Genomic DNA, 19,981 nt, shown 5'->3' with positions numbered 1-19,981 from the left:
GCACATGCGGATTCTGCACATCTGCCCCACGGCCAGGCTCGACGCCCCGCTCGCTCCCGAATCCCTGCAGTACCTCGGTCACCAGATCGACCGCTGCGCGGCCGAGGACCTGCCCAGCCGCCGGGCCGAATCCGCCGCGGTCGACGTCGTCATCGCCGACGCCTGCATCGATCTGTCCCTGGCCCCGCGCATCTCCGACCTCCTCGCCGAGGCGCGGATCACCGCTCCCGTCATCGTCGTCCTCGGGGAGGGCGGACTGGCGACCGCCTCGGCGAAATGGAACGTGTCCGATCTCATCCTCACCACTGCCGGCCCCGCCGAGGTGGAAGCGCGGCTGCGCGTGGCCCGTGACCGTCACACCGCATCCTCGTCAGCTCATGCCGGCCGCGGATTCCCCGCCGGATTGCATGCCGGGTCCGGCCGGCTCGGCGCGAAGGGCGACGCCGGGGGCTGGGGCCCGGTTCGCACCGGACGCGGCCCCGTCGGCGCCTCCCGAGGAGGCGGTCCCGGTTCGCCCGGGCGCCTCGACGACACGGGCGAGGAAATGTGGAATGCCGACGGCGAACCGATGGTCGTCATCACCGGAGACCTGCGCATCGACGAGACCGCGTTCACCGCCGAGCTCGGCGGTCGCAGCCTCGACCTCACCTACCGCGAGTTCGCCCTGCTGAAGTTCTTCGCCATGCACCCCGAACGCGTCTTCACCCGCGACGACATCCTGCTCGCCGTGTGGGGCGAGGACTACTTCGGCGGCACCCGCACCGTTGACGTGCATGTTCGCCGCCTCCGTGCGAAACTCGGCAAAGACCTTGAGAACGCCATCCACACCGTGCGCAACGTCGGCTACCGGTTCAGCGCCGACAGCGTCACAGACACAGATTCAGAGGACGTGACGGCATGAGAATCCAGGCCAGCGGAGCAATCACCTCCACCCCGATCGACACCCTCACCGAGGATGAGCTGAAGTTCCTCGACGACGTGGCGGCCGCCGATGGCGCCCCCGAGATCTCCGGCGGGCTCATGGCCGTCGCCACCGGTGAGGACACCGCCCACGAGGCGCAGACCGCCTCGAGCGTCTGGCGCGTCTTTGCCGACGATGCAGACGGTTCCGACCCCGCCGGCAAAGACGCGACCGGCGAGCTCATCGGATTCGGAATCCGCGCCCTGCAGGGGGATCGTCACGCCGCCGAATTCCTCATCGCCCCCGACCATCGCGGTCAGGGCCTCGGCGAACAGCTGCTGAGGACGATCCTCGACGAAGAGCCCGAAGCCTGGTGCTGGTCGCACGGCGACCATCCGGCCGCGGCTCACCTCGCACAGAAGCACGGCCTCGGCCGCGACCGAGTGCTCTATCAGATGCGCACCGACACCGGGCTGCGCCTCGACGGCCTCCCCGAGACGCAGAGCCCCGACGGAGTCGAGATCCGCTCCTTCGCTCCCGGCGACGAGGACGGCTGGCTGACCGTGAACAACGCCGCTTTCGACTGGCATCCCGAACAGGGCTGCCAGACCCGCGCCGATATCGATGCCGTCGTCACTGCTGCGGACTTCGACCCGACCACCTTCATCATCGCCGCCCGCGACGGCGAGGTCATCGGGTTCCACCAGACGAAGATCACGGACACGGATAATGAGGGCCGCCTCGGCGAGGTCTATGTCGTCGGGGTCGATCCGCGCGTCCACGCCAAGGGCGTGGGCAAGGCGCTGACGGTCGAGGGAATGCGGCGGATGGTGGCCAACGGTGCCGAGACGATCGAACTCTACGTCGAATCGGTCAACGCCCCGGCGCTAGGCTTGTACGAGCGACTGGGTTTCCATGTCGCGGTCGCGCACGTGGCCTATGCGCCGGCCTCCGCAAAGGTCACCGGCACCGATTCTGCGAGCACGGCATCGACGGACGAGAAGGAGTAGAGCGTTGTACGACATCGCAGCTTCGGGTCAGGAGCTGGGCCTTCCCGACCCGGCAGATCGCTTCCTCGATCGCGAACTCAGCTGGCTGGCCTTCAACGAACGCGTCCTCGATCTCGCCTCGGATCCGGAGATCCCGCTGCTCGAACGCGTCCGATTCCTCTCGATCTTCGCGACCAACCTCGACGAGTTCTTCATGGTCCGCGTCGCCGGTCTCAAACGCCGCATCAACACCGGTCTCGCCGTGCCCAGCGTCACCGGGCGCATGCCCGCGCAGGTCATGCACGATATCGGGGTGCGCGCATTCGAGCTGATGAGCCGGCATGCCGCCCTGCTCAAGGACGATATCGGCCCCCGCCTCGACGCGGAATCGATCACGAAGGTCCAGGTCGAGGACCTCACCGAGGATGAGCGGCACCGCGTCGACGAATTCTTCTTCGGCCACGTCTATCCCGTCCTCACCCCGCTGGCAGTCGATCCGGCCCACCCGTTCCCTTATATCTCGGGTCTCTCGCTCAACCTCGGCGTGCTCCTGCGGTCGCCGGAGACGGGCAAGGAGTTCTTCGCCCGCGTCAAGGTTCCCCCGCGTCTGCCGCGGTTCTTCAATGTCGCCGAGGCGACCGACCGACCTGCCGGACGCGACGTCCCGGCCCGCTTCGTCGCCCTCGAGGACATCATCGCCGAACACCTCGGCACCCTGTTCGACGGTATGGAGATCGTTCACCATTCGACGTTCCGCGTGACCCGCAACGAGGACCTCGAGGTCGAAGAGGACGATGCGGAGAACCTCCTCAAGGCTCTGGAGAAGGAGCTCCTGCGCAGGCGTTTCGGTCCGGCCGTGCGGATGGAGATCACGGAGAACATCCACCCCCGTGTCCTCGAGATGCTCAAGGACGAACTGGGCATCCACGACTCGGAGATCTACCACCTGCCCAGTCCGCTGGACCTGTCCGGCATGTCCGATATCGCCGATGTCCCGCGCGATGACCTGCACTATCCGAAGATGGTTCCGCAGATGAACAAGGACCTGTCGCTGCGGGAATCCAGCGACCAGGTCGACGTCTTCGACGCGGTGGCCAGCCGAGACATCCTCCTGCACCACCCCTACGATTCGTTCTCCACGAGCGTGCAGGCCTTCCTCGAACAGGCGGCGTCGGACAAGAACGTGCTGGCGATCAAGCAGACGCTCTACCGCACCTCCGGGGATTCGCCGATCATCGACGCCCTCGTCGATGCAGCTCAGGCCGGCATCCAGGTGCTCGCCGTCGTCGAGATCAAGGCCCGGTTCGACGAGGAGGCCAATATCACCTGGGCTCGCAAGCTCGAGCGCGCCGGCGTCCACGTCGTCTACGGAATCGTCGGGCTCAAGACCCATGCGAAGCTCTCCCTCGTCGTCCGTCAGGAGGCTGACGGTCTGGCCCGGTACTGCCATGTCGGCACCGGCAACTACCACCCGAAGACCGCCCGCGGCTATGAGGACTTCGGGCTGCTCACCCGTGATCGGGCCGTCGCCGATGATCTGACGAAGCTGTTCAACCAGCTCTCCGGCTATGCGCCGAAGTCCGAATACTCACGGTTCCTCGTCGCCCCCAGCAATGTGCGCACCGGACTCATCGACCTCATCGACTCCGAGATCGCGATCGCACAGTCCGGCGGAGCGGGGCAGGTGCGGATCAAGGTCAACTCGATCGTCGACGAAGCCATCATCGACGCCCTCTACCGGGCATCCCAGGCCGGGGTCAGCGTCGAAGTCTTCGTCCGCGGAATCTGCGCCCTGCGCCCTGGCATCGAGGGCCTGAGCGAGAACATCACCGTGCGTTCCGTGCTCGGACGCTTCCTCGAACACTCCCGCGCCTTCGTCTTCGGCAACAACGGCGACCCGATCGTCTACATCGGATCGGCAGACATGATGCACCGCAACCTCGACCGTCGGGTCGAAGCGCTCGTGCAGATCGTCGATGACGGGCACCGGGCGGAGATCATCGAACTCTTCGACCTCGCTTTCGCGCCGACCACCTCGGCGTTCGATCTGTCCGGTGACGGCAGATGGACGCGGCGGACCCACGACGACGAGGGCAGCATCCTCGCCGACTATCAGTCGGAGCTCATCCGTCGCCACCGGAAGCGTCGGCGAATCGGGGATGAGGCGTGAGCCGGTCCGAGGTCGCCTCGGCACAGGCGTCATCGCGCGTCACCGCCGATGTCCTGGCCGCCGGGGCTGTCTGCTGGAGACACGGCCCGAAAGGTCTCGAGGTGGTGCTCATCCACCGCCCGAAGTACAACGACTGGTCGTGGCCCAAGGGCAAGGTCGATCCGGGTGAGACCCTGCCGGAGGCCGCGATCCGCGAGGTCAAGGAGGAGACGGGGTTCGACATCCACCTCGGCATCCCTCTGCCGTCGGCCGAGTACACGGTCGGCAAGAACACGCTGAAGAAGGTCTTCTACTGGTCGGCCGAGGTCAAGGACGAAGCGGAATTCGCCCCGGTGAACAAGCGTGAGGTCGACACCGCCGGATGGTTCCCTGTCGACAAGGCCCGTTCGAAGCTGACGTCGTTCGCGGACCGGGAACAGCTCGATGCGCTGGAGAAGTTCGCCGAGACGGACGCGCTGCGTGCGTGGCCGCTCATCCTCGTCCGCCACGGGAAGGCGTTCCCGCGCGCGAAGTGGTACGAAACCGAGCATGTGCGGCCCCTACTCAAGCTCGGCACCCGACAGGCCATGGCATTGACCGGTCTGCTGGGAGCCTGGGGCGTCCGCAAGCTGGTCTCGAGTCCGTGGAAGCGCTGCGTGGCGACGCTGACTCCGCTGTCGGCGGCGACGGGCAAGTCGATCAAGAAGGTGCCGACGCTCAGCGAGAAGGCAGCCGCTGCGAACCCGGAGAAGACCGCCCGCTATATCGAGAAGCTGCTGGCGAAGGGAAAACCCGTCATCTACTGCACGCACCGGCCGGTGCTGCCGACGATCTTCTCCGTCTACGCCGCTCATGCCCCGAAACGTGTGGAGGCGAAGCTGCCGAAGGACGATCCGTACCTCAAGCCCGGTGAGGTCCTCATCGCCTATGTGCGACCCGGACCGGTGCCGCGCATCGTCGAGATCGAACGCGTCCGCCCCATCGACAGCTGACCGAGACGCACGACCCATCGGGGAATCGATCTTCAGGGGCTGGCACGGGTATTGGGCGGCCGCCTCGGCGGATTTGGACGCGTTCCGAACGGGCCGCCTCGGCGGGGGCATGCCGGTCCCGACAATGATCCTTTCATGAAACCGACGAAGTCTGTGATCGAGCACTCACAACGGCTCCAACCCTTCGCCCCTCGTTCACCTTCCATTCACGTTTCAACTCCTTGCACTTCACGCGTGATCCTTAGCGTGGATGACGAGCAATCGAGAACTCTCGAGCTGTGTCCACAAACATGAAAGGCATCTTCGTGAAGATGAAGCATCTCGCCCCCTCCGCTGCGATCCTCGCGGTCGGCGCCCTCACCCTCTCGGCCTGCGGTGGCGGACAGTCCGCCACCGGCGAAGAGGCATCCGGCGGCAGCAGTGACCTGCAGGGCACCCTGACCGGCATCGGCGCCTCCTCGCAGAAGGCGGCCATGGATGCCTGGACAGCGGACTTCACCTCGCAGAACTCCGGCGTGACCGTCAACTACTCCCCCGACGGATCAGGTGCCGGCCGTGAACAGTTCCTCGCCGGCAACGCGCAGTTCGCCGGATCCGACGCCCACCTCGACGATGACGAGGTCAAGGCCGGAGAGGAAGCCTGCGGCGCCGACGGAGCCTACGAGTTCCCCGTCTACATCTCCCCCATCGCCGTGACCTTCAACGTCAAGGGCGTCGACGATCTCAACCTCTCCCCCGAAACGATCGCGAAGATCTTCAAGGGCGACATCACCAACTGGAACGACAAGGCCATCAAGGCCGACAACCCGGACGCCGAGCTGCCGGACCTCAAGATCACCGCCGTCCACCGCGCCGATGACTCGGGCACCACCGAGAACTTCGCCGAGTACCTCAAGGCCACCGCCGAGAAGGACTGGGACGCCGAGGTCGACGGCAACTTCCCGAAGGAGTACGGCGGCGAGGCTGCGCAGGGCACCGACGGTGTCATTCAGACCGTGTCCGACACCGACGGAGCCATCGGCTACGCGGATGCCTCGGCCGTCGGTGAGCTCTCCACCGCCAAGGTCAAGGTCGGCGACGAGTTCGTCGAGCTCTCCCCGGAAGCCGCGACCAAGGTCGTCGACGCCTCTGAGAAGGTCGAAGGCCGCAGCGAAGGCGACCTCGCTTTCGACCTGGCCCGCGACACCACCGAGTCCGGCGCCTACCCGATCGTGCTCGTCTCCTACCACCTCGTCTGCTCGTCCTACAAGGACCAGGAGACCGTGGACATGGTCAAGGCCTGGGAGAAGTTCGTAGTCTCGGAAGAGGGACAGAAGTCCGCTGCCGATTCCGCCGGGTCCGCACCGCTGTCGGACGACCTGCGCAAGCAGATCGAAGAAGTCATCGACTCGATCAAGGTCGAAGGCTGATTTCAGTCTCTGACCTGGAGATATAGCCAGTCGGGAGCGGCGCAGAAGCCCTGCGCCGCTTTTCCGCGCCTGTGGAACCACCCCGGTTTCACCACAAGTCACATGAGGAGTACTTGTGCCGATCAGCACACAGACCACTGAGTCAGGCCCCACAGGGCCAGGCTCCACGCCCGAACCCGGGCAGAAGCCGCCGCAGAGTCCGGCAGCTGGGCAGCAGAAGGCCGTCGTCCGACCCGGCGACCGCATCTTCTCAGCCGCCACGCTCATCGCCGGCATCCTGATCCTGGTGATCCTCGCCGGAGTCGCCCTGTTCCTTCTCGCACAGTCGAAGGACACCATCACCGCGCAGATCAGCGATCCCTCCCAGATCACCGGCGGCAAGGGCTTCTTCTCCTATGTCTGGCCGCTGGTCATCGGCACGCTCATCTCTGCGGCCATCGCGCTGATCGTCGCGACTCCCTTCTCGCTGGGCATCGCGCTGTTCACCACCCACATGGCCCCGCGCAAGCTCGCTCCGGTGCTCGGGTACGTCATCGACCTGCTCGCCGCCATCCCCTCGGTCGTCTACGGCCTGTGGGGCATCGCGTTGGCCGGCAACCTCACCGGCTTCTACCTGTGGCTGTCGAAGTGGTTCGGCTGGATTCCGATCTTCGCTCCGGCCGCCGACGGTTCCGTGTCGCAGACGGGCCGCACGCTGCTCACCGCCTCGCTCGTGCTCTCGATCATGATCCTGCCGATCATCACCTCGCTGACCCGCGAGATCTTCCTCCAGACCCCGCGCCTGCAGGAAGAGGCGGCGCTGGCGCTCGGCGCCACCCGCTGGGAGATGATCCGCATGGCCGTGCTGCCGTTCGGCAAGTCCGGAATCGTCTCGGCCACGATGCTCGGCCTCGGCCGCGCCCTCGGTGAGACCATGGCCGTGGCCATGATCCTCTCGCCCGGCGTCCTCACCGCCTCGCTCGTCGTCAGCGGCAACCAGACCATCGCCTCCGAGATCGCGCAGAACTTCCCCGAGGCCGCGGGACTGCGCCTGTCCGAGCTCATCACCGTCGGCCTCGTGCTCTTCGTCATCACCCTGCTGGTGAACATGGGAGCCCGCGCCATCGTCGCCCGCACCTCGGTGAAGGGAAGTTGAGACCAATGACCACCATGAACACCACCACCGAGGCGGCCGTGTCGAAACCGGCGAAGCTGACCTCCAAACAGCTCCCGAAAGCCACCCCGTGGATCATTGCCGTCGCCTCGATCCTCGTGGCGATCGTCATCAGCTTCATCGCCTTCGGCGGCTTCAACATACCCGTCGTGGCCGTCCTCGCCGGCCTCATCAACGCGATCGCCGTGTTCGCGGTCTCCGCGTCCTACGAAGGCCGCCGCAAGGCCGTCGACCGGATCGCGACCACCATCGTCACCTCGACGTTCGTCCTCGCATGCGTTCCCCTCATCTCGCTGCTGTGGCTGACCGTGTCCAAGGGCGGGGCCGCCATCAGCGGTGACCTGCTCACCCGCACCATGCTCGGCATGAAGGGCGTCCTCGATCAGCAGTACATCGCCGGTGAGGCCACTCTGGCCGGCGGCTTCTACCACGCCATCGTCGGCACCGTGCTCATCACACTCGCCGCCTGCGTCATCTCGATTCCGATCGGCGTCCTCACCGCCATCTACCTCGTCGAGTACTCGAACAAGAACCGCCTGGGCAAGGCGATCACCTTCCTCGTCGACGTGATGACCGGTATCCCCTCGATCGTCGCCGGTCTCTTCGCCTTCGCTCTGTTCTCCACGATCGCCAACGTGCTCCTGCCCGGCGCGGCCGGAATCGCGAAGACCGGCTTCACCGCGGCCGTGGCGCTGTCGGTGCTGATGATCCCGATCGTCGTGCGCAATACGGAGGAGATCCTCCGCTTGGTGCCGATGGACCTGCGCGAGGCCTCCTACGCACTCGGCGTGCCGAAGTGGAAGACGATCGTGAAGATCGTTCTGCCCACCTCGGTGTCGGGAATCCTCTCCGGTGTCACCATCGCCATCGCCCGCGTCATCGGTGAGACCGCGCCCATCATGGTCACCGCCGGATTCGCCAAAACACTCAACTGGAACCTCTTCTCCGGTTGGATGTCGACGCTGCCGACGTTCATCTACGACTCGCAGCTGCGCCCGGTCTCGCCGGGAGCCGCCGCCCTGGCCAGCTCAGAACGCGCCTGGGCCGCAGCGCTCGTGCTCGTCGCCCTCGTCATGGTGCTCAACCTGTTCGCCCGCATCATCGCGAAGGTGCTCGCACCGAAGGCCGGACGCTGACTGGCGACTGCCCACAGATCTTCAGACTCACCCATTTCCACGGATAGGAAACACAATGTCCAAGCAGATCGACATCAAGGATCTCGACATCTTCTACGGCGACTTCCGCGCCGTCGACGGAGTGCAGATGCAGATCAAGCCGCGCTCCGTCACCGCCTTCATCGGCCCCTCCGGCTGCGGCAAGTCCACTGTGCTGCGCACGCTGAACCGCATGCACGAAGTCATCCCCGGCGCAAGCGTCTCCGGTGAGGTCCTCATGGACGGCAATGACATCTACGGTGCCGGCGTCGACCCGGTCAACGTCCGCCGCGAGGTGGGCATGGTCTTCCAGCGGGCGAATCCGTTCCCGACGATGAGCATCAAGGAGAACGTGCTCGCCGGTGTGCGCCTGAACAACAAGCGCCTGTCGAAGACCGAGGCCGACGATCTCACCGAACGTGCCCTGCGCGGCGCGAACCTCTGGAACGAGGTCAAGGACCGCCTCAACCTGCCCGGTTCGGGTCTCTCCGGCGGTCAGCAGCAGCGTCTGTGCATCGCCCGCGCAATCGCCGTCGAACCCGAGGTCCTGCTCATGGACGAACCGTGCTCGGCTCTCGACCCGATCTCGACCCTGGCGATCGAGGACCTCATCAACGACCTCAAGGACAAGTACACGGTCGTCATCGTCACGCACAACATGCAGCAGGCAGCTCGCGTGTCCGACAAGACCGCGTTCTTCAACATCGCCGGCACCGGCAAGCCCGGAAAGCTCATCGAGTTCAACGAGACCTCGACGATCTTCTCGAACCCGGACAAGGAAGAGACCGAGAACTACATCTCCGGTCGCTTCGGATGATCTGAGAGCTCGCCCAAACGGCGGGCGCCCCTCGGGGCGGGTGCCGTCTCGGCGGCGCATGCCTCTATAAGTGGTCGTTCTAGTCACGCTCTGCTCAGCGGAACGTGACCAGAACGACCACTTTGCGTTGGCAGGTCCGCCGGACGCGACTTCGGGCGGCAGGGGCACCGGCGCAGAGCCGCCTCGGAGGTCGCGGGATTCGTCCGCGGCAGGTCATTGCCTGGTCGGTCCAACTCGATTCCCGCTTCTGGATCACTCCGGGTCGACCAAAGAATCCGACTTCCGGGACCTTTCGCTGCTCGGTCAGCCCGCGGAATGTTCATTGGAAACATAGATCGGTTTCTGAACCTAGTGGGACTATGGAACCACAGCTCGCAGGAAACGCAACGGCCTGAACGACAACTCACTGAGGAGATCACCATGCCACGCACAATCGTCGCCGCACTGTTCCAGTCACTCGACGGGATCGCATCCGATCCGTTCAACTTCCAATTCGATTCCTTCGACCAGAAGATGGGCGAGTGGATGACCGCTGCCATAGGAGGAGTCGATGACTGCATCCTCGGCCGTGTCACCTATCAGGAGTGGGAGGGCTACTGGCCGAACCACACAGAAGGTGAGGACGCCCCGTTCGCTGATTTCATCAATTCGACACCCAAACATGTCGCCTCGACGACGCTGTCGCAAGCTGACCTCAGCTGGGAGAACTCGACGCTCATCGAGGGCGAGCTCGTCGACTTCGTCCGCGAACTCAAGTCCGGCGACGGCGGCAAGATCGCCGTCGAGGGATCGATGTCGATCGTTCGCCAGCTCGTCGAAGCGAACCTCGTCGACGACCTGACGGTGGCCATCCACCCGGTCGTCGCCGGCAGCGGACGATCCCTCTTCGAGGGCGGAACGACGACCCGGTTGGAGCTCAAGGATGTGCAGTGGACCAGCAAGGGCAACCTGCTGGCCACGTACGGGCCGTTTCCCGGCTGATCCTGCGGGTGGATCCACCTCGATATCGTCAGCTTATTCGAGGTGGATCCGCCCGCAGGAGACATCGAAGATTCGAAGAGACCGCTCAGACATCGGCGGAGCGCCGAGTCCCCTGTGTGCACAGTGGACTCGGCGCTCCGCGGTTCTCAGCGTCTGCCGCGGTTCTCAGCGTCTGCCTCGCGGCTCGGCGGGCCGACATGAGACGGCGGCCGGAAAGTTTCGCCCGTCGGCCATCCGAATCGGCATCTGCTCCGAATCACCGATACCAGCTATCTTTGGGAAAGGATCGTCATGAATATTTCGATGTCGTCACAGTCGCCCGCCGCTGCACGCGGTGCGCGTTCGCAGGTGCAGATGGTCTCCGGGCTCTTCGGTGCAGTGTTCCTGCTCGTGGGGATCCTCGGCTTCGTCCCGGGCATCACCGCGAATCTCGGCTCGATCAGCTTCGCCGGACACCACACCGACGCGGCACTGCTCGGCCTCTTCCAGGTCACGGTGCTGCACAACATCGTTCACCTGCTCTTCGGAGTCGTCGGGATGCTCGGACTCCGCTCACGTGCACTGGCGAAGAACTACCTCGTCGTCGGCGGAATCATCTATGCGGTGCTGTGGATCTACGGATTGGTGATTCCGATGGAGTCGATGGGCAACTTCGTTGGGCTCAACACCGCCGACAACTGGCTGCACTTCGTCCTCGCCGCGGCCATGATCACCACCGGCTTCGTCTTCGGGCGGAAGCCTCGGGGCTGATTCGTCGGCACCGATGTCAGCGATTTCATCAGAGCCGAGCCCGGGCGCCTCGCGCTCCCGGGCTCGGCTCCGGCGTCAGCGAACAGCAGGAACCGGGTGGCCGGTCAGAGCCCGACGGAGGCCTTGACGATCCACCCGAGCACCACGGCCAACAGCGCGGCGGCAGGGATCGTCAGAAGCCAGACGGCGAACATCGGCACGAAGTACCGGGCTCTGGCGTGGCCCTTGCGCCCGGCGTATTGGGTGCCGAGGATCGATGATCCCAGGACGAAGGTCAGCGACACCGGAACCCGCATGATCAGGGCAGCGGTGTACATGAGGATCGTGGCCGCGCCATCGGCGATGGAGGATTTGAAGGGATCGAGGCGGACCATGCGCACGGACAGCGTCTGGACCACTCGCCACCCGCTCAATCCGGTGCCCAGAGCCAGAGCCGCGGCGATGAGGAGGCGCACCGGCCAGGAGATGTCGACCACGGAGAGGACATCGTGCTGCTGAGTGTCGACGGCAAGAATGGCGACCATGACGAGTGCCGCGATCTTCTGCGCGTCCTGGACGCCGTGGACGAGCGACAGGGCCGCCGTGAGCACCGAGTCCGCCATGCGCGCACCCCGGAACAGCGGCTTGGGCGGAGTGGACGCGAGCGACTTCGACAGGATGAGCGTGAGCACCCACGCGAGGATGAACCCGAGGATCGGTGAGAGCACCAGCGGCCACACCACGGAGTCCATCGCTTCACCGGTATTCACGGAGAACCCGAACACGACTCCCGCGCCGAGCAGACCGCCGATGAGACAGTGGGTCGACGACACCGGCAGCGCGAGATAGTAGGTGAACAGGCTCCACGTCGTCGCTGCGACGAAGGCGATCAACAGGGTGGTCAGGATGAGTTCTGTCGAACCGGAGAAGAGCACGATCTGATTGGCCACGACGATGGCGATTCCCTCACCGAGGAGCGCACCGATGAAGTTGAAGATGACGGCCAGGCTGAGTGCCCAGCCGGGTCGCATCGCTCGTCCGACGACCGCGTTGCCGACGGTCAGGGCGGCGTCGTGGAATCCGTTCGAGCCGGCGAAGATCACCGCGGCGATGACGACTGCCGCCAAGAGCAGCTCCACGGACTACGACTCCTTGATCGCAATGGCTGCGACGACCTTGCCGAGTTCGGTGAACCCGTGGGCGGCCCGGACGAAAGCCTGCCCGAGTTGGGACACGGCTGCCATATAGGTCAGTCCCCGTTTGGAGTTCGGCACCGCGTCCGACATCCGCCACTGCAGGCTCTCGACCTGGTAGGTCAGACGGTTGATCGCGTCGACGTAGTCCCACTGGTCGAGCTTGCCCGGCAGACGGGTGATCATCCGCGAGGTGTGGTCAGTCTGATTCGACAGCACGGCCAGGGTCTCGGGGACGCCGGAGGGCAGCGGGTCGAAAGCTCCGGAGGCGAGAACGTATCCGACTCCGTGCAGCCGGTGGCAGATATCGCGCATATGGTGGCTGAGCAGGTAGAGATCGTTGCGGTCGAACGGGGTGATGTAGTTCTCGCGCAGTGCGCGGAGCATCGCGCCCATGTCCTCATCGGCCCTGTCCCCGATCTCGCGGAGGCGGTCGGCAACATCGCGGCGTTCGCTGATTTCGATTCCGGAGAGTTCGGCGAGCACCAGGTTGCACTGCCGCATCTGTGAGACGAGATCGGACAACCGCTCATAGAACACTTTGTCCTGCGGTACCCGCTTGAGCCGCATGCGCTCCTCCTGGCCGGGGCCCGGACAAGCCGGACGAATATGCATGATGCCTGGGTGGTATGTGCCGGACGCTGAACCGAGAGCGCCTCTCGGCGGAAGGCCGCTCGAAGCGGCTGAATTTGGAGCCCGGGGCTTCAGCGATCCAGCGTCCGGTGGCCCGAAGGCCACTCCCTACGATACTCGTTCATCCTCATGAATCCACCGCCGAGGCGGCTCTTCGTCCGTTGAGAATCTCACAGTCGATATCGGGGTCCGGCGGGAATATCCGGTCCCGACGGGGACCGCGCTCATTCGGTCGGGCGGGGCCGCCTCGGCGAGGGGATTGCCGGCGGGCTGAGGATCAGTCGAGGCCGCCTCGGCGATGGGCGACCGCGGCGTCGGACAGGTCTTGGGAGAGCTGGCGCAGGCGGACGGCGGTGTCGTGGTCGTCGGTGCCTGCCGCGCAGATGCCGACGAAGGCGGAGGCGCGCAGCAGCGCGATGACGACGTCACCGCGGAAGGCGCCGACGAGGATCTCGTCGATGGCGTGGGCCACCTCATCGGGTCCGGCGGGCAGTTCGACGCCGGCGAGGATCTCGTCGTAGCCGATGCCCTCGGTGACGCGGCGTTGGCCGTCGGAGAACATCTCGGCGAGTTCGCGAGGTGAGGACTTGATCCATTGGCGCAGGGCGTAGAGGCGCCACAGTGCGCCGGGTGCGGAGACCGCGGGAGCGGCTGACCACATCTCGGCGATGGTCTCGAAGCCGATGTCATCGGCGAGTTCGACGAAGCGCCTGGTGGCAGCCTCGTCGCGGTTTCCCTCTGCATCGCCGAGCAGCAGTGCCGCGGTGGCGTGCGAGGTCTCCGAACGGGCGACGGGATCGTCGACGGCACCGACGGAGTCGAGGTCGGCCAGGGGAACGGGACGGTGGAATGCGCGCTGTGACATGGTCAGGGCAGTTTAGTCCCTGTCAGGGTGCGCGGACTAGGACGTGGAGCACATTCGGGTTTCCGCCGCACGGTCAGGTTCTGCTCCCGGGACTCACAACGGACGCTATTACACTTGGACCTGATTCGTGACTGCGACCGGCAGTCGCGAGTGACCGAAACGAGGAGGAACTCTCGTGGCAAAATCATCAGTGGCGAAGAAGGGCCTCGACAAGGCTGCGAAGTTGGCAGTCAATGACGACGGGACCCTCAATCCCCGCGCCCAGTCGATGTTGTCGCGCCTGCTGTCAGTGCAGCGCCCCGTCGCGCTGGCCTATGTGCGCAGTCTCCGCCGCCGGCATCCGGACGCGACCCCCGAAGAGCTCATCACGATCATTCGCCGGCACTATCTGACCCTGACGACCTCGGGCGGAGCCGCGGTCGGTGCGACCGCAGCCGTTCCGGGATTGGGCACGACGGCGGCGCTGGGTGTCGCCAGCGTCGAGACCGCTGGCTTCCTGGAAGGCACTGCATTGTTTGCGCAGGCCATCGCTGAGATCCACGGACTGCCGGTGGCCGATGCCAAGCGGGCGAACGCCCTGGTGCTCGGCCTCATGCTGGGCAAGGACGGGAAGAACCTCATCCAGAAGTTCGGCAAGCAGAACGGCGGCGTGGAGTCGATGTTCGGCAGCTGGGGCGCCACCGTGACCAAGCAGCTGCCGGCTCCGCTGGTCGATTTGCTCGTGCGGAAGCTGCGCAAGACCTTCATCCGCAAGTTCGCCGCCCGTGCCGGCGGTTCGCTGGTCGGTCGCCTGCTGCCCTTCGGCGTCGGCGCGGTCATCGGGGCCGTGGTGAATTCGCAGATGGCGCGGAAGGTCGCCGGGGAATCGAACGAGGCCTTCGGCGCTGCGCCGACGGTCTTCCCCATCGAGACCGACCCCGAGTACGTTGCGCCGAAGAAGGATCGGAAGCTGCTGTCGAGCCTCAAGCACGTGTCGGCTCTGCTCGGAAAGGTCAAGAAGAACAAGGCCATCGAGTCCGACGTCATCGAGCCCACGGATCCCGAGGAGCTCGAGGCCCCGGACGGTCTGCCTCGTACGTACACCGCTGAGGATCGGCGCGGACTGGAGAAGTGAGCCGTGGGGCTTCGTCGGGAGGACGTCGAGGGACTCCTCTCGACGGCGGACGCTGGTTTGAGTAAATCGGGCGCGAACCTCTACTATTAGTTCGTCTCCATCATGCGTCAGCAGGCCTGTGCACTGCGCTTGTGATGGGGCGGGGCCTCTAGCTCAGTTGGTAGAGCAGCGGACTTTTAATCCGCGGGTCGTGGGTTCGATCCCCACGGGGCCCACCCAGCCTGACCAGGCATGATATATAGCACCCCCGAAGCTGCGAGCTTCGGGGGTGCATCATTTCCAGCAGATTTTTAGCAGACGATTCAGTTCTCCCACTGACGGCGGACGGTCGAGAAGGGTTGTACCGGAACTGGCACAGGATGGTGCCTGACGAACACCCTCTACGGGCCGACAACCGCATAGAGTCGGAGTCATCGACCGGTCAGCAGCGAGAAGGATGCGCACAATGAGTTCGAACTACCGTGCCCAAGCTGGGCTTGCCGTCCACGGCCACGGGCCCTGGCGCAACCGCAGTCCGCTGACCCCGGCGCCATCGGTTCGGCGTTGGTGGGCGAGGATCCTCGATGCGGTCTTCGTCCTCTTCTGCACCGGGATGCTCATCGGCATCGCGCTGGCCCTCGCCGCGGCGAATATCATCTCGATCGACGATGCCACCAAAGTTGCTTTTATCGGCTACCCGCTGATGGCATTGGTGTTCGGAGCCCTCTACGGCTGTACCGTCTCCCCCGGCCAGGCGCTGTGCGGAGTCGTCACACTCAAGCACAGCGGACGACGGGTCGGTTTCTGGAGGGGTACGACGCGCTATCTGGCGGTAGCGTTCTTCCCGGTCACGATCATTCTCCTCATCTGGACGATCTTCGACACACCGACGCTGGACCTGGATCCGATCGACGTCTATTACCGCAGGGCTCCACAGGTCAGGTAGGTGGTAACCCTGCTGAAGACTCCAGAAGATATCGTCGCCGGCTGGCAGGACGCGTGGAACCTTGCGGACGCCGCCGCCCTGGCCGAGCTTTTCGCCGAGGATGCCGAGTTCGTCAACGTCGTGGGACTCTGGTGGCACGACCGCAAGAATATCTACACAGCTCACGCCTTCGGTTTCACCCACATCTTCCCGCATTCCCGGATCAGCATGGACGAACCGCGAACCCGACTCATCGGCGCGGACGCGGCTGTTGTCCAGTCCAAGTGGCACCTCACCGGCCAGGTCACGCCCACCGGTGAACCGGCCGGCGACCGGTTTGGGATCCTCACTTTCGTGCTCGAACGCCGCGCCGAGGGCTGGATCACGGTCGCAGCACAGAACACCGATATCGAACCCTCTGCGCAGACTCATGTCAACCTGCCTGAGGGGCGCGGTGCGATCCACTACAAGAAGCGAGGAACTGCCTGACCGGTTCGGACTGCAGCGCAGCCGTCACTGAATCGAGCGACCGCCGAAGACCTGCTGCAGCGGGATCGATTCGTCCTGCCACGGGGTGAGGATCCACGCGACGAGGTAAGCGCCGATTCCGAGTACGGGGAGGAGGAACGAGGCGAGGACGATGAGTCGCATGATCCAGACGTTGATGCCGGTCACCTCGGCAAGGCCCCCGGCAATACCACCGAGGATGCGGTCGGGACCGCGACGGAAACCGATTCTGCGGATGGAGTCGAATAGTGAGTTCATGTCTTCGACTCTACGGATCCGCCGTCACCGCGGCACTAGTGCTGACCGTCGAGGCCGATTGAGGAAAACCGGAATCCGCGCCGATCCAGTAACGCCGTTTCGGCGGTCCATCACTGTTGTCGTGCACGTCCTTGAGGACTCCCCCGCACCGTTCGATCACACTTGCCGAAGCGGTGGTCGTGTCATCGCACGTGACGAGCACTCTCTCGACTCCGGCTGAGCGCAGCCGTTCGACCGAACGTGACAGGATCTGCTGGGCGTATCCTCGGCGCCTGAATTCGGGGGCGACCGCATATCCGACGTGCCCGCCGAGATCGAACAGGAAGTCGTTGAGTTCGTATCGGATGGAGGTGCGACCCACGGGTCGACCGGCCACCTCGGCGACGAGGAATTCCGCGCGTACTCGACCTGGTGGGAGATCGATTCCGCGGGCCTCGCGCTCGTGGGTGGAGATGATGTCGTCCCATGTGCCCTCGGCTTGGAGGAATGCGAAGTCGTCGGCGCGCAGCTGCTCATGAAGGTCCCTCATCACCGCTTCATCGGCGGGCGCCAAGGGTCGTAGTTGGAGGATCTGGCTCATGGTGCTCCTTCGAATGCCGGTTCCTCGCGTCGCGCGAAATCGGGGGTGTGTTCCGCGGTGATTCCCATGCCGAAGATACGCGCCGGCACCACGGTGAGCGCGGGGAAGGTCCTCAGCAGCCATTCCAACGGCGCCGGCGGGCGGACGTCGCCGCCGTGGCGCACGACGGGTTCGATCATCCGGTGGATGCCGAGCCTGCCGAGCGTGTCGGTCGACCGCCTCGGCGACGGAAGTCATAGCGGGTTCAACGTAATCAGCGGGACGTTCCGCCGGCCATCTTCTCGGTGACGTCGAAGCGTTCGCGGTAGCGGCCGGTGAGCAGGCACCACTGCGAGTACAGCGCGGTCAAGGAGTTGAACACGAGCATAGTGAACGGATAGAGCAGCCACTGCAGCCACATCGTCACCCGGAGTTCGCGCGGAACGTGGATCGGGCGAGGCGGCAGCAGCGCATTGAACACGATGATGGAGACGATGAGTCCCATCATGCCGATCTGCTGAATGATGCCTACGGTCATCGGCATGCGCTCGACCAACGAGGAAGCCTGCCCCGTCTGCGCGGCCACGACGAAGGGGATCCACCCGCCGATGGCGATGATGATCGAGATCGAGGCGAGACTGACGTGCCCTTCGAGCAGGGAGAAGAAGCGGATGGCTCCGGGCCAGAAAGGCACGCGGGCCGTGGGAGCGAACACTCGCACCCCGACATAGGGAACGTCGGAGGCGCCGTACGACCAGCGGCTGAGCTGTTTGAACTGAGCGATCATGGTCGTCCTGAACGTCCCGGCCTGCACCGCGTCCTGGAAGATCGGGACGTGGATGGGGACGACCCGGTAGTCCCCGTCGAAGTGGAACCAGCTGCGCCAGTACTGGTGACCGTCCTCAACGATGGTCCGCTTCGACCAGAAGCCCATGTCGACCAGAGCAGTCAGCGGCTGCGCGTGGGAGGCGAAATTGCGCAGTGTGAGCCGCCGGACCGTGGTCGTGAGATTCCAGAAGCAGTTCGCGCTGGCGACCACTCGCGACGGTGCGGGCACATCCCAGATGTTCGTGATGTAGAGGCTGATCGGCTGGAACGACAGACGCTCCCGGTCCGGCGCGGTCGCATATTCGTAGGCGACACAGTCGAAGTAGGACTCGTGCGGAATGTTGTCGCAGTCGAGGCTCGTGACGATCACCCGACGCGGGTCGATGGCCTCGTCACGGACCCATTCGGCCAGATGGTGACCGGCGTACGTGATGTTGGCTCCTTTGCCGGCGATCTCGTCGGGCAATCCGGTGGGATGTTCGACGAGGACGAAGGCCCCGAAGCGGTGGCCGTACTCGGCTTCGAGCCGCCGAGCCGTCTCAGCCATCGCCGGTCCTCCCCGTTCCTCGTGAGCGAAGAAGACGAGGAGCTGTTCGGGCTTCGTCGACGTGTGCAACAGGGTGCGGATGGTGTCAGCGATGACCGGATAGGGCTCGTTGTACGCGGCCACGACGACCGCATGGAGCAGGGCCGATGGTCGCATGATCGAGTCCGGATCGGCACTGACTTTGGCGACGATGGCAGCGCGGTCGGCAGCACGGAACCCACCCCGAGGATGCGCCAGGGAAGGGCGACCGTCCAGGGCCCGCTCGAGGTCGGTCAGGCGTGCCGCCCAGCCGACGCGAGCGCTGCGTCGGTAGCGAAGGAACCCGCGGGCGACGTCGATCGCGCCGAGCATGGCGCGGACGAACATCAGCCCGACGATCGAAAGCACATAGACCGCTCCGAGCATTGCATCGACGAATGGGAGGACGAACACGAGCCCGACAGCGGTGAAGCTGATCGCCGCCGGCAGGGCTTCGAAGAACCGGTACAGCCGGGTACGCGGGCCCATCGGCAGCTCGAGGTCGGTGGGCGGTGGTGCTGCAGCCGGCTCGAATGCGACGGCTCCCCCGCCGGAGCTCCGAGGACCAGGTGGTGACGGCCGGAGCGGTTGAGGAAGTGGGTGGCCGGAGGTTGGCGATTCGACGGAGGTGACTGGTTCGCGGTTCGCTCTCACTCTCTCGATCCTGGGTGGCCCCGCTGGACAGCTGTTTGTCGGCAGATGCAGGTTAGGTGAATATTTCGTGCCGGCGACCGATCTTCCTGGCTGCGTCGGCCGGTAGCATCCAGACATGCCCCACACAGTTCGCCCGCCCGAGCCCGCCGATGCCGAAGCCATGGCGCGCGTCCACGTCGACACCTGGGAGGAGACCTACCGCGGGATCATGCCCGACGAGCTCCTCGACGCTCCCGACCTCGTCGATCGACGCCGACAGATGTGGACGCAGATCCTCGCCGAGGCGGCTCCATCGAAGTTCACCTGCGCCGTCGCCGAATCCGATGGCCGGATCGTCGGCATCGCCATGTCCGGACCGCCGGAAACCGACGGAAGCGTCGAAGATCGGCATCTCTACGTTCTCTACGCCTATCGATCCGTGCACGGCACGGGCGTCGGCCAGGACCTCCTTGACGCCGTTATCGACCCGTCCGTGACGACTGCGCTGTGGGTGGCGGATCCGAATCCCCGTGCCCAGGCGTTCTATGTGAAGAATGTCTTCGTCGCCGACGGCACGGTCAAGACCGACGAGTACGACGGGGTGCGCGAGGTGCGGATGGTGCGGCAGGCCAGGGGCGACTGACGCCC

General features: G+C 65.1%; 21 protein-coding genes and 1 tRNA gene. 15 read left to right on the top strand and 7 right to left on the bottom strand.

Annotated features, from left to right (window positions below; genetic code table 11):
• The first annotated feature begins 4 nt into the window (after window positions 1-4).
• The 10 genes from HK353_RS00260 to HK353_RS00215 all read left to right on the top strand — a co-directional run bounded on the left by HK353_RS00260 (window position 5) and on the right by HK353_RS00215 (window position 11,295).
• On the top strand, window positions 5-901 hold the full coding sequence (locus HK353_RS00260) for a winged helix-turn-helix domain-containing protein (RefSeq protein ID WP_173151171.1): 897 nt from the start codon (window positions 5-7) through the stop codon (window positions 899-901).
• Window positions 898-1,911 carry a mycothiol synthase gene (gene mshD, locus HK353_RS00255; RefSeq protein ID WP_173151169.1) on the top strand — a complete coding sequence of 338 codons (1,014 nt, stop codon included), beginning with the start codon at window positions 898-900 and terminating at the stop codon, window positions 1,909-1,911. The genes HK353_RS00260 and mshD overlap by 4 nt, the downstream gene beginning before the upstream one ends.
• A gap of 4 nt (window positions 1,912-1,915) precedes the next feature.
• Window positions 1,916-4,060 carry an RNA degradosome polyphosphate kinase gene (locus HK353_RS00250; protein WP_245395690.1) on the top strand — a complete coding sequence of 715 codons (2,145 nt, stop codon included), beginning with the start codon at window positions 1,916-1,918 and terminating at the stop codon, window positions 4,058-4,060.
• Window positions 4,057-5,031 carry an NUDIX domain-containing protein gene (locus HK353_RS00245; RefSeq protein ID WP_173151167.1) on the top strand — a complete coding sequence of 325 codons (975 nt, stop codon included), beginning with the start codon at window positions 4,057-4,059 and terminating at the stop codon, window positions 5,029-5,031. Before HK353_RS00250 ends, HK353_RS00245 begins: the two co-directional genes overlap by 4 nt.
• A 305-nt stretch (window positions 5,032-5,336) precedes the next feature.
• A complete protein-coding gene (gene pstS, locus HK353_RS00240; protein ID WP_173152038.1) occupies window positions 5,337-6,440 on the top strand; it encodes a phosphate ABC transporter substrate-binding protein PstS in 1,104 nt (367 codons plus the stop codon).
• A 244-nt stretch (window positions 6,441-6,684) separates the two neighbouring features.
• Complete coding sequence (gene pstC / locus HK353_RS00235) at window positions 6,685-7,575, top strand: phosphate ABC transporter permease subunit PstC (RefSeq protein ID WP_101544086.1); 891 nt, start codon at window positions 6,685-6,687, stop codon at window positions 7,573-7,575.
• Window positions 7,576-7,589: 14 nt separating this feature from the next.
• The gene (gene pstA / locus HK353_RS00230; RefSeq protein WP_173151162.1) at window positions 7,590-8,729 is read left to right on the top strand and encodes a phosphate ABC transporter permease PstA; all 1,140 of its coding nucleotides are present in this window, start codon (window positions 7,590-7,592) and stop codon (window positions 8,727-8,729) included.
• Window positions 8,730-8,784: 55 nt separating this feature from the next.
• A complete protein-coding gene (gene pstB / locus HK353_RS00225; RefSeq protein ID WP_101543804.1) occupies window positions 8,785-9,564 on the top strand; it encodes a phosphate ABC transporter ATP-binding protein PstB in 780 nt (259 codons plus the stop codon).
• Window positions 9,565-9,984: 420 nt separating this feature from the next.
• On the top strand, window positions 9,985-10,545 hold the full coding sequence (locus HK353_RS00220) for a dihydrofolate reductase family protein (RefSeq protein ID WP_173151160.1): 561 nt from the start codon (window positions 9,985-9,987) through the stop codon (window positions 10,543-10,545).
• A gap of 291 nt (window positions 10,546-10,836) precedes the next feature.
• Window positions 10,837-11,295, top strand: coding sequence for a DUF4383 domain-containing protein (locus HK353_RS00215; protein ID WP_245395689.1), 459 nt, complete (start codon window positions 10,837-10,839; stop codon window positions 11,293-11,295).
• A 104-nt stretch (window positions 11,296-11,399) separates the two neighbouring features.
• On the opposite strand, the gene HK353_RS00210 is transcribed toward HK353_RS00215, so the two are convergent.
• The 3 genes from HK353_RS00210 to HK353_RS00200 all read right to left on the bottom strand — a co-directional run bounded on the left by HK353_RS00210 (window position 11,400) and on the right by HK353_RS00200 (window position 13,965).
• Window positions 11,400-12,413, bottom strand: coding sequence for an inorganic phosphate transporter (locus tag HK353_RS00210; RefSeq protein ID WP_173151158.1), 1,014 nt, complete (start codon window positions 12,411-12,413; stop codon window positions 11,400-11,402).
• Window positions 12,414-12,416: 3 nt separating this feature from the next.
• On the bottom strand, window positions 12,417-13,037 hold the full coding sequence (locus HK353_RS00205; protein WP_101543807.1) for a DUF47 domain-containing protein: 621 nt from the start codon (window positions 13,035-13,037) through the stop codon (window positions 12,417-12,419).
• A 340-nt stretch (window positions 13,038-13,377) separates the two neighbouring features.
• A complete protein-coding gene (locus HK353_RS00200) occupies window positions 13,378-13,965 on the bottom strand; it encodes a hypothetical protein (RefSeq protein ID WP_245395688.1) in 588 nt (195 codons plus the stop codon).
• 175 nt (window positions 13,966-14,140) lie between these two features.
• Between HK353_RS00200 and HK353_RS00195 the strand changes: the two genes are divergently transcribed.
• The 4 genes from HK353_RS00195 to HK353_RS00180 all read left to right on the top strand — a co-directional run bounded on the left by HK353_RS00195 (window position 14,141) and on the right by HK353_RS00180 (window position 16,472).
• Complete coding sequence (locus tag HK353_RS00195; protein ID WP_342589758.1) at window positions 14,141-15,079, top strand: hypothetical protein; 939 nt, start codon at window positions 14,141-14,143, stop codon at window positions 15,077-15,079.
• A 142-nt stretch (window positions 15,080-15,221) separates the two neighbouring features.
• Window positions 15,222-15,294: transfer RNA gene (locus tag HK353_RS00190), tRNA-Lys, on the top strand.
• A gap of 230 nt (window positions 15,295-15,524) precedes the next feature.
• Entirely contained in the window at window positions 15,525-16,004 is a 480-nt protein-coding gene (locus tag HK353_RS00185) for an RDD family protein (protein WP_173151156.1), read from the top strand.
• The gene (locus tag HK353_RS00180) at window positions 16,005-16,472 is read left to right on the top strand and encodes an SgcJ/EcaC family oxidoreductase (RefSeq protein ID WP_173151154.1); all 468 of its coding nucleotides are present in this window, start codon (window positions 16,005-16,007) and stop codon (window positions 16,470-16,472) included.
• 24 nt (window positions 16,473-16,496) lie between these two features.
• Here the strand turns inward: HK353_RS00180 and HK353_RS00175 are convergent, their stop codons facing one another.
• From HK353_RS00175 to HK353_RS00160, 4 genes are all read right to left on the bottom strand, one after another.
• Complete coding sequence (locus HK353_RS00175; RefSeq protein WP_173151147.1) at window positions 16,497-16,748, bottom strand: PspC domain-containing protein; 252 nt, start codon at window positions 16,746-16,748, stop codon at window positions 16,497-16,499.
• Window positions 16,749-16,758: 10 nt separating this feature from the next.
• Window positions 16,759-17,328 (bottom strand): GNAT family N-acetyltransferase, encoded by a 570-nt coding sequence (locus tag HK353_RS00170; RefSeq protein WP_173151145.1) that lies wholly within the window; start codon window positions 17,326-17,328, stop codon window positions 16,759-16,761.
• Entirely contained in the window at window positions 17,325-17,507 is a 183-nt protein-coding gene (locus tag HK353_RS00165; RefSeq protein ID WP_173151143.1) for a hypothetical protein, read from the bottom strand. The genes HK353_RS00170 and HK353_RS00165 overlap by 4 nt, the downstream gene beginning before the upstream one ends.
• Window positions 17,508-17,581: 74 nt before the next feature.
• The gene (locus HK353_RS00160) at window positions 17,582-19,189 is read right to left on the bottom strand and encodes a glycosyltransferase family protein (RefSeq protein ID WP_173151141.1); all 1,608 of its coding nucleotides are present in this window, start codon (window positions 19,187-19,189) and stop codon (window positions 17,582-17,584) included.
• A gap of 280 nt (window positions 19,190-19,469) precedes the next feature.
• Here HK353_RS00160 and HK353_RS00155 point away from each other — a divergent pair, with 280 nt between their 5' ends.
• The gene (locus HK353_RS00155) at window positions 19,470-19,976 is read left to right on the top strand and encodes a GNAT family N-acetyltransferase (protein ID WP_217278154.1); all 507 of its coding nucleotides are present in this window, start codon (window positions 19,470-19,472) and stop codon (window positions 19,974-19,976) included.
• Window positions 19,977-19,981: the final 5 nt, after the last annotated feature.

It is taken from the genome of Brevibacterium permense (genome assembly GCF_013280495.1).
Taxonomy (GTDB): Bacteria; Actinomycetota; Actinomycetes; order Actinomycetales; family Brevibacteriaceae; genus Brevibacterium; species Brevibacterium permense.
The sequence above is the reverse complement of the archived record's forward strand: the minus strand, read 5'-3'. Positions and strand labels throughout refer to the sequence as shown.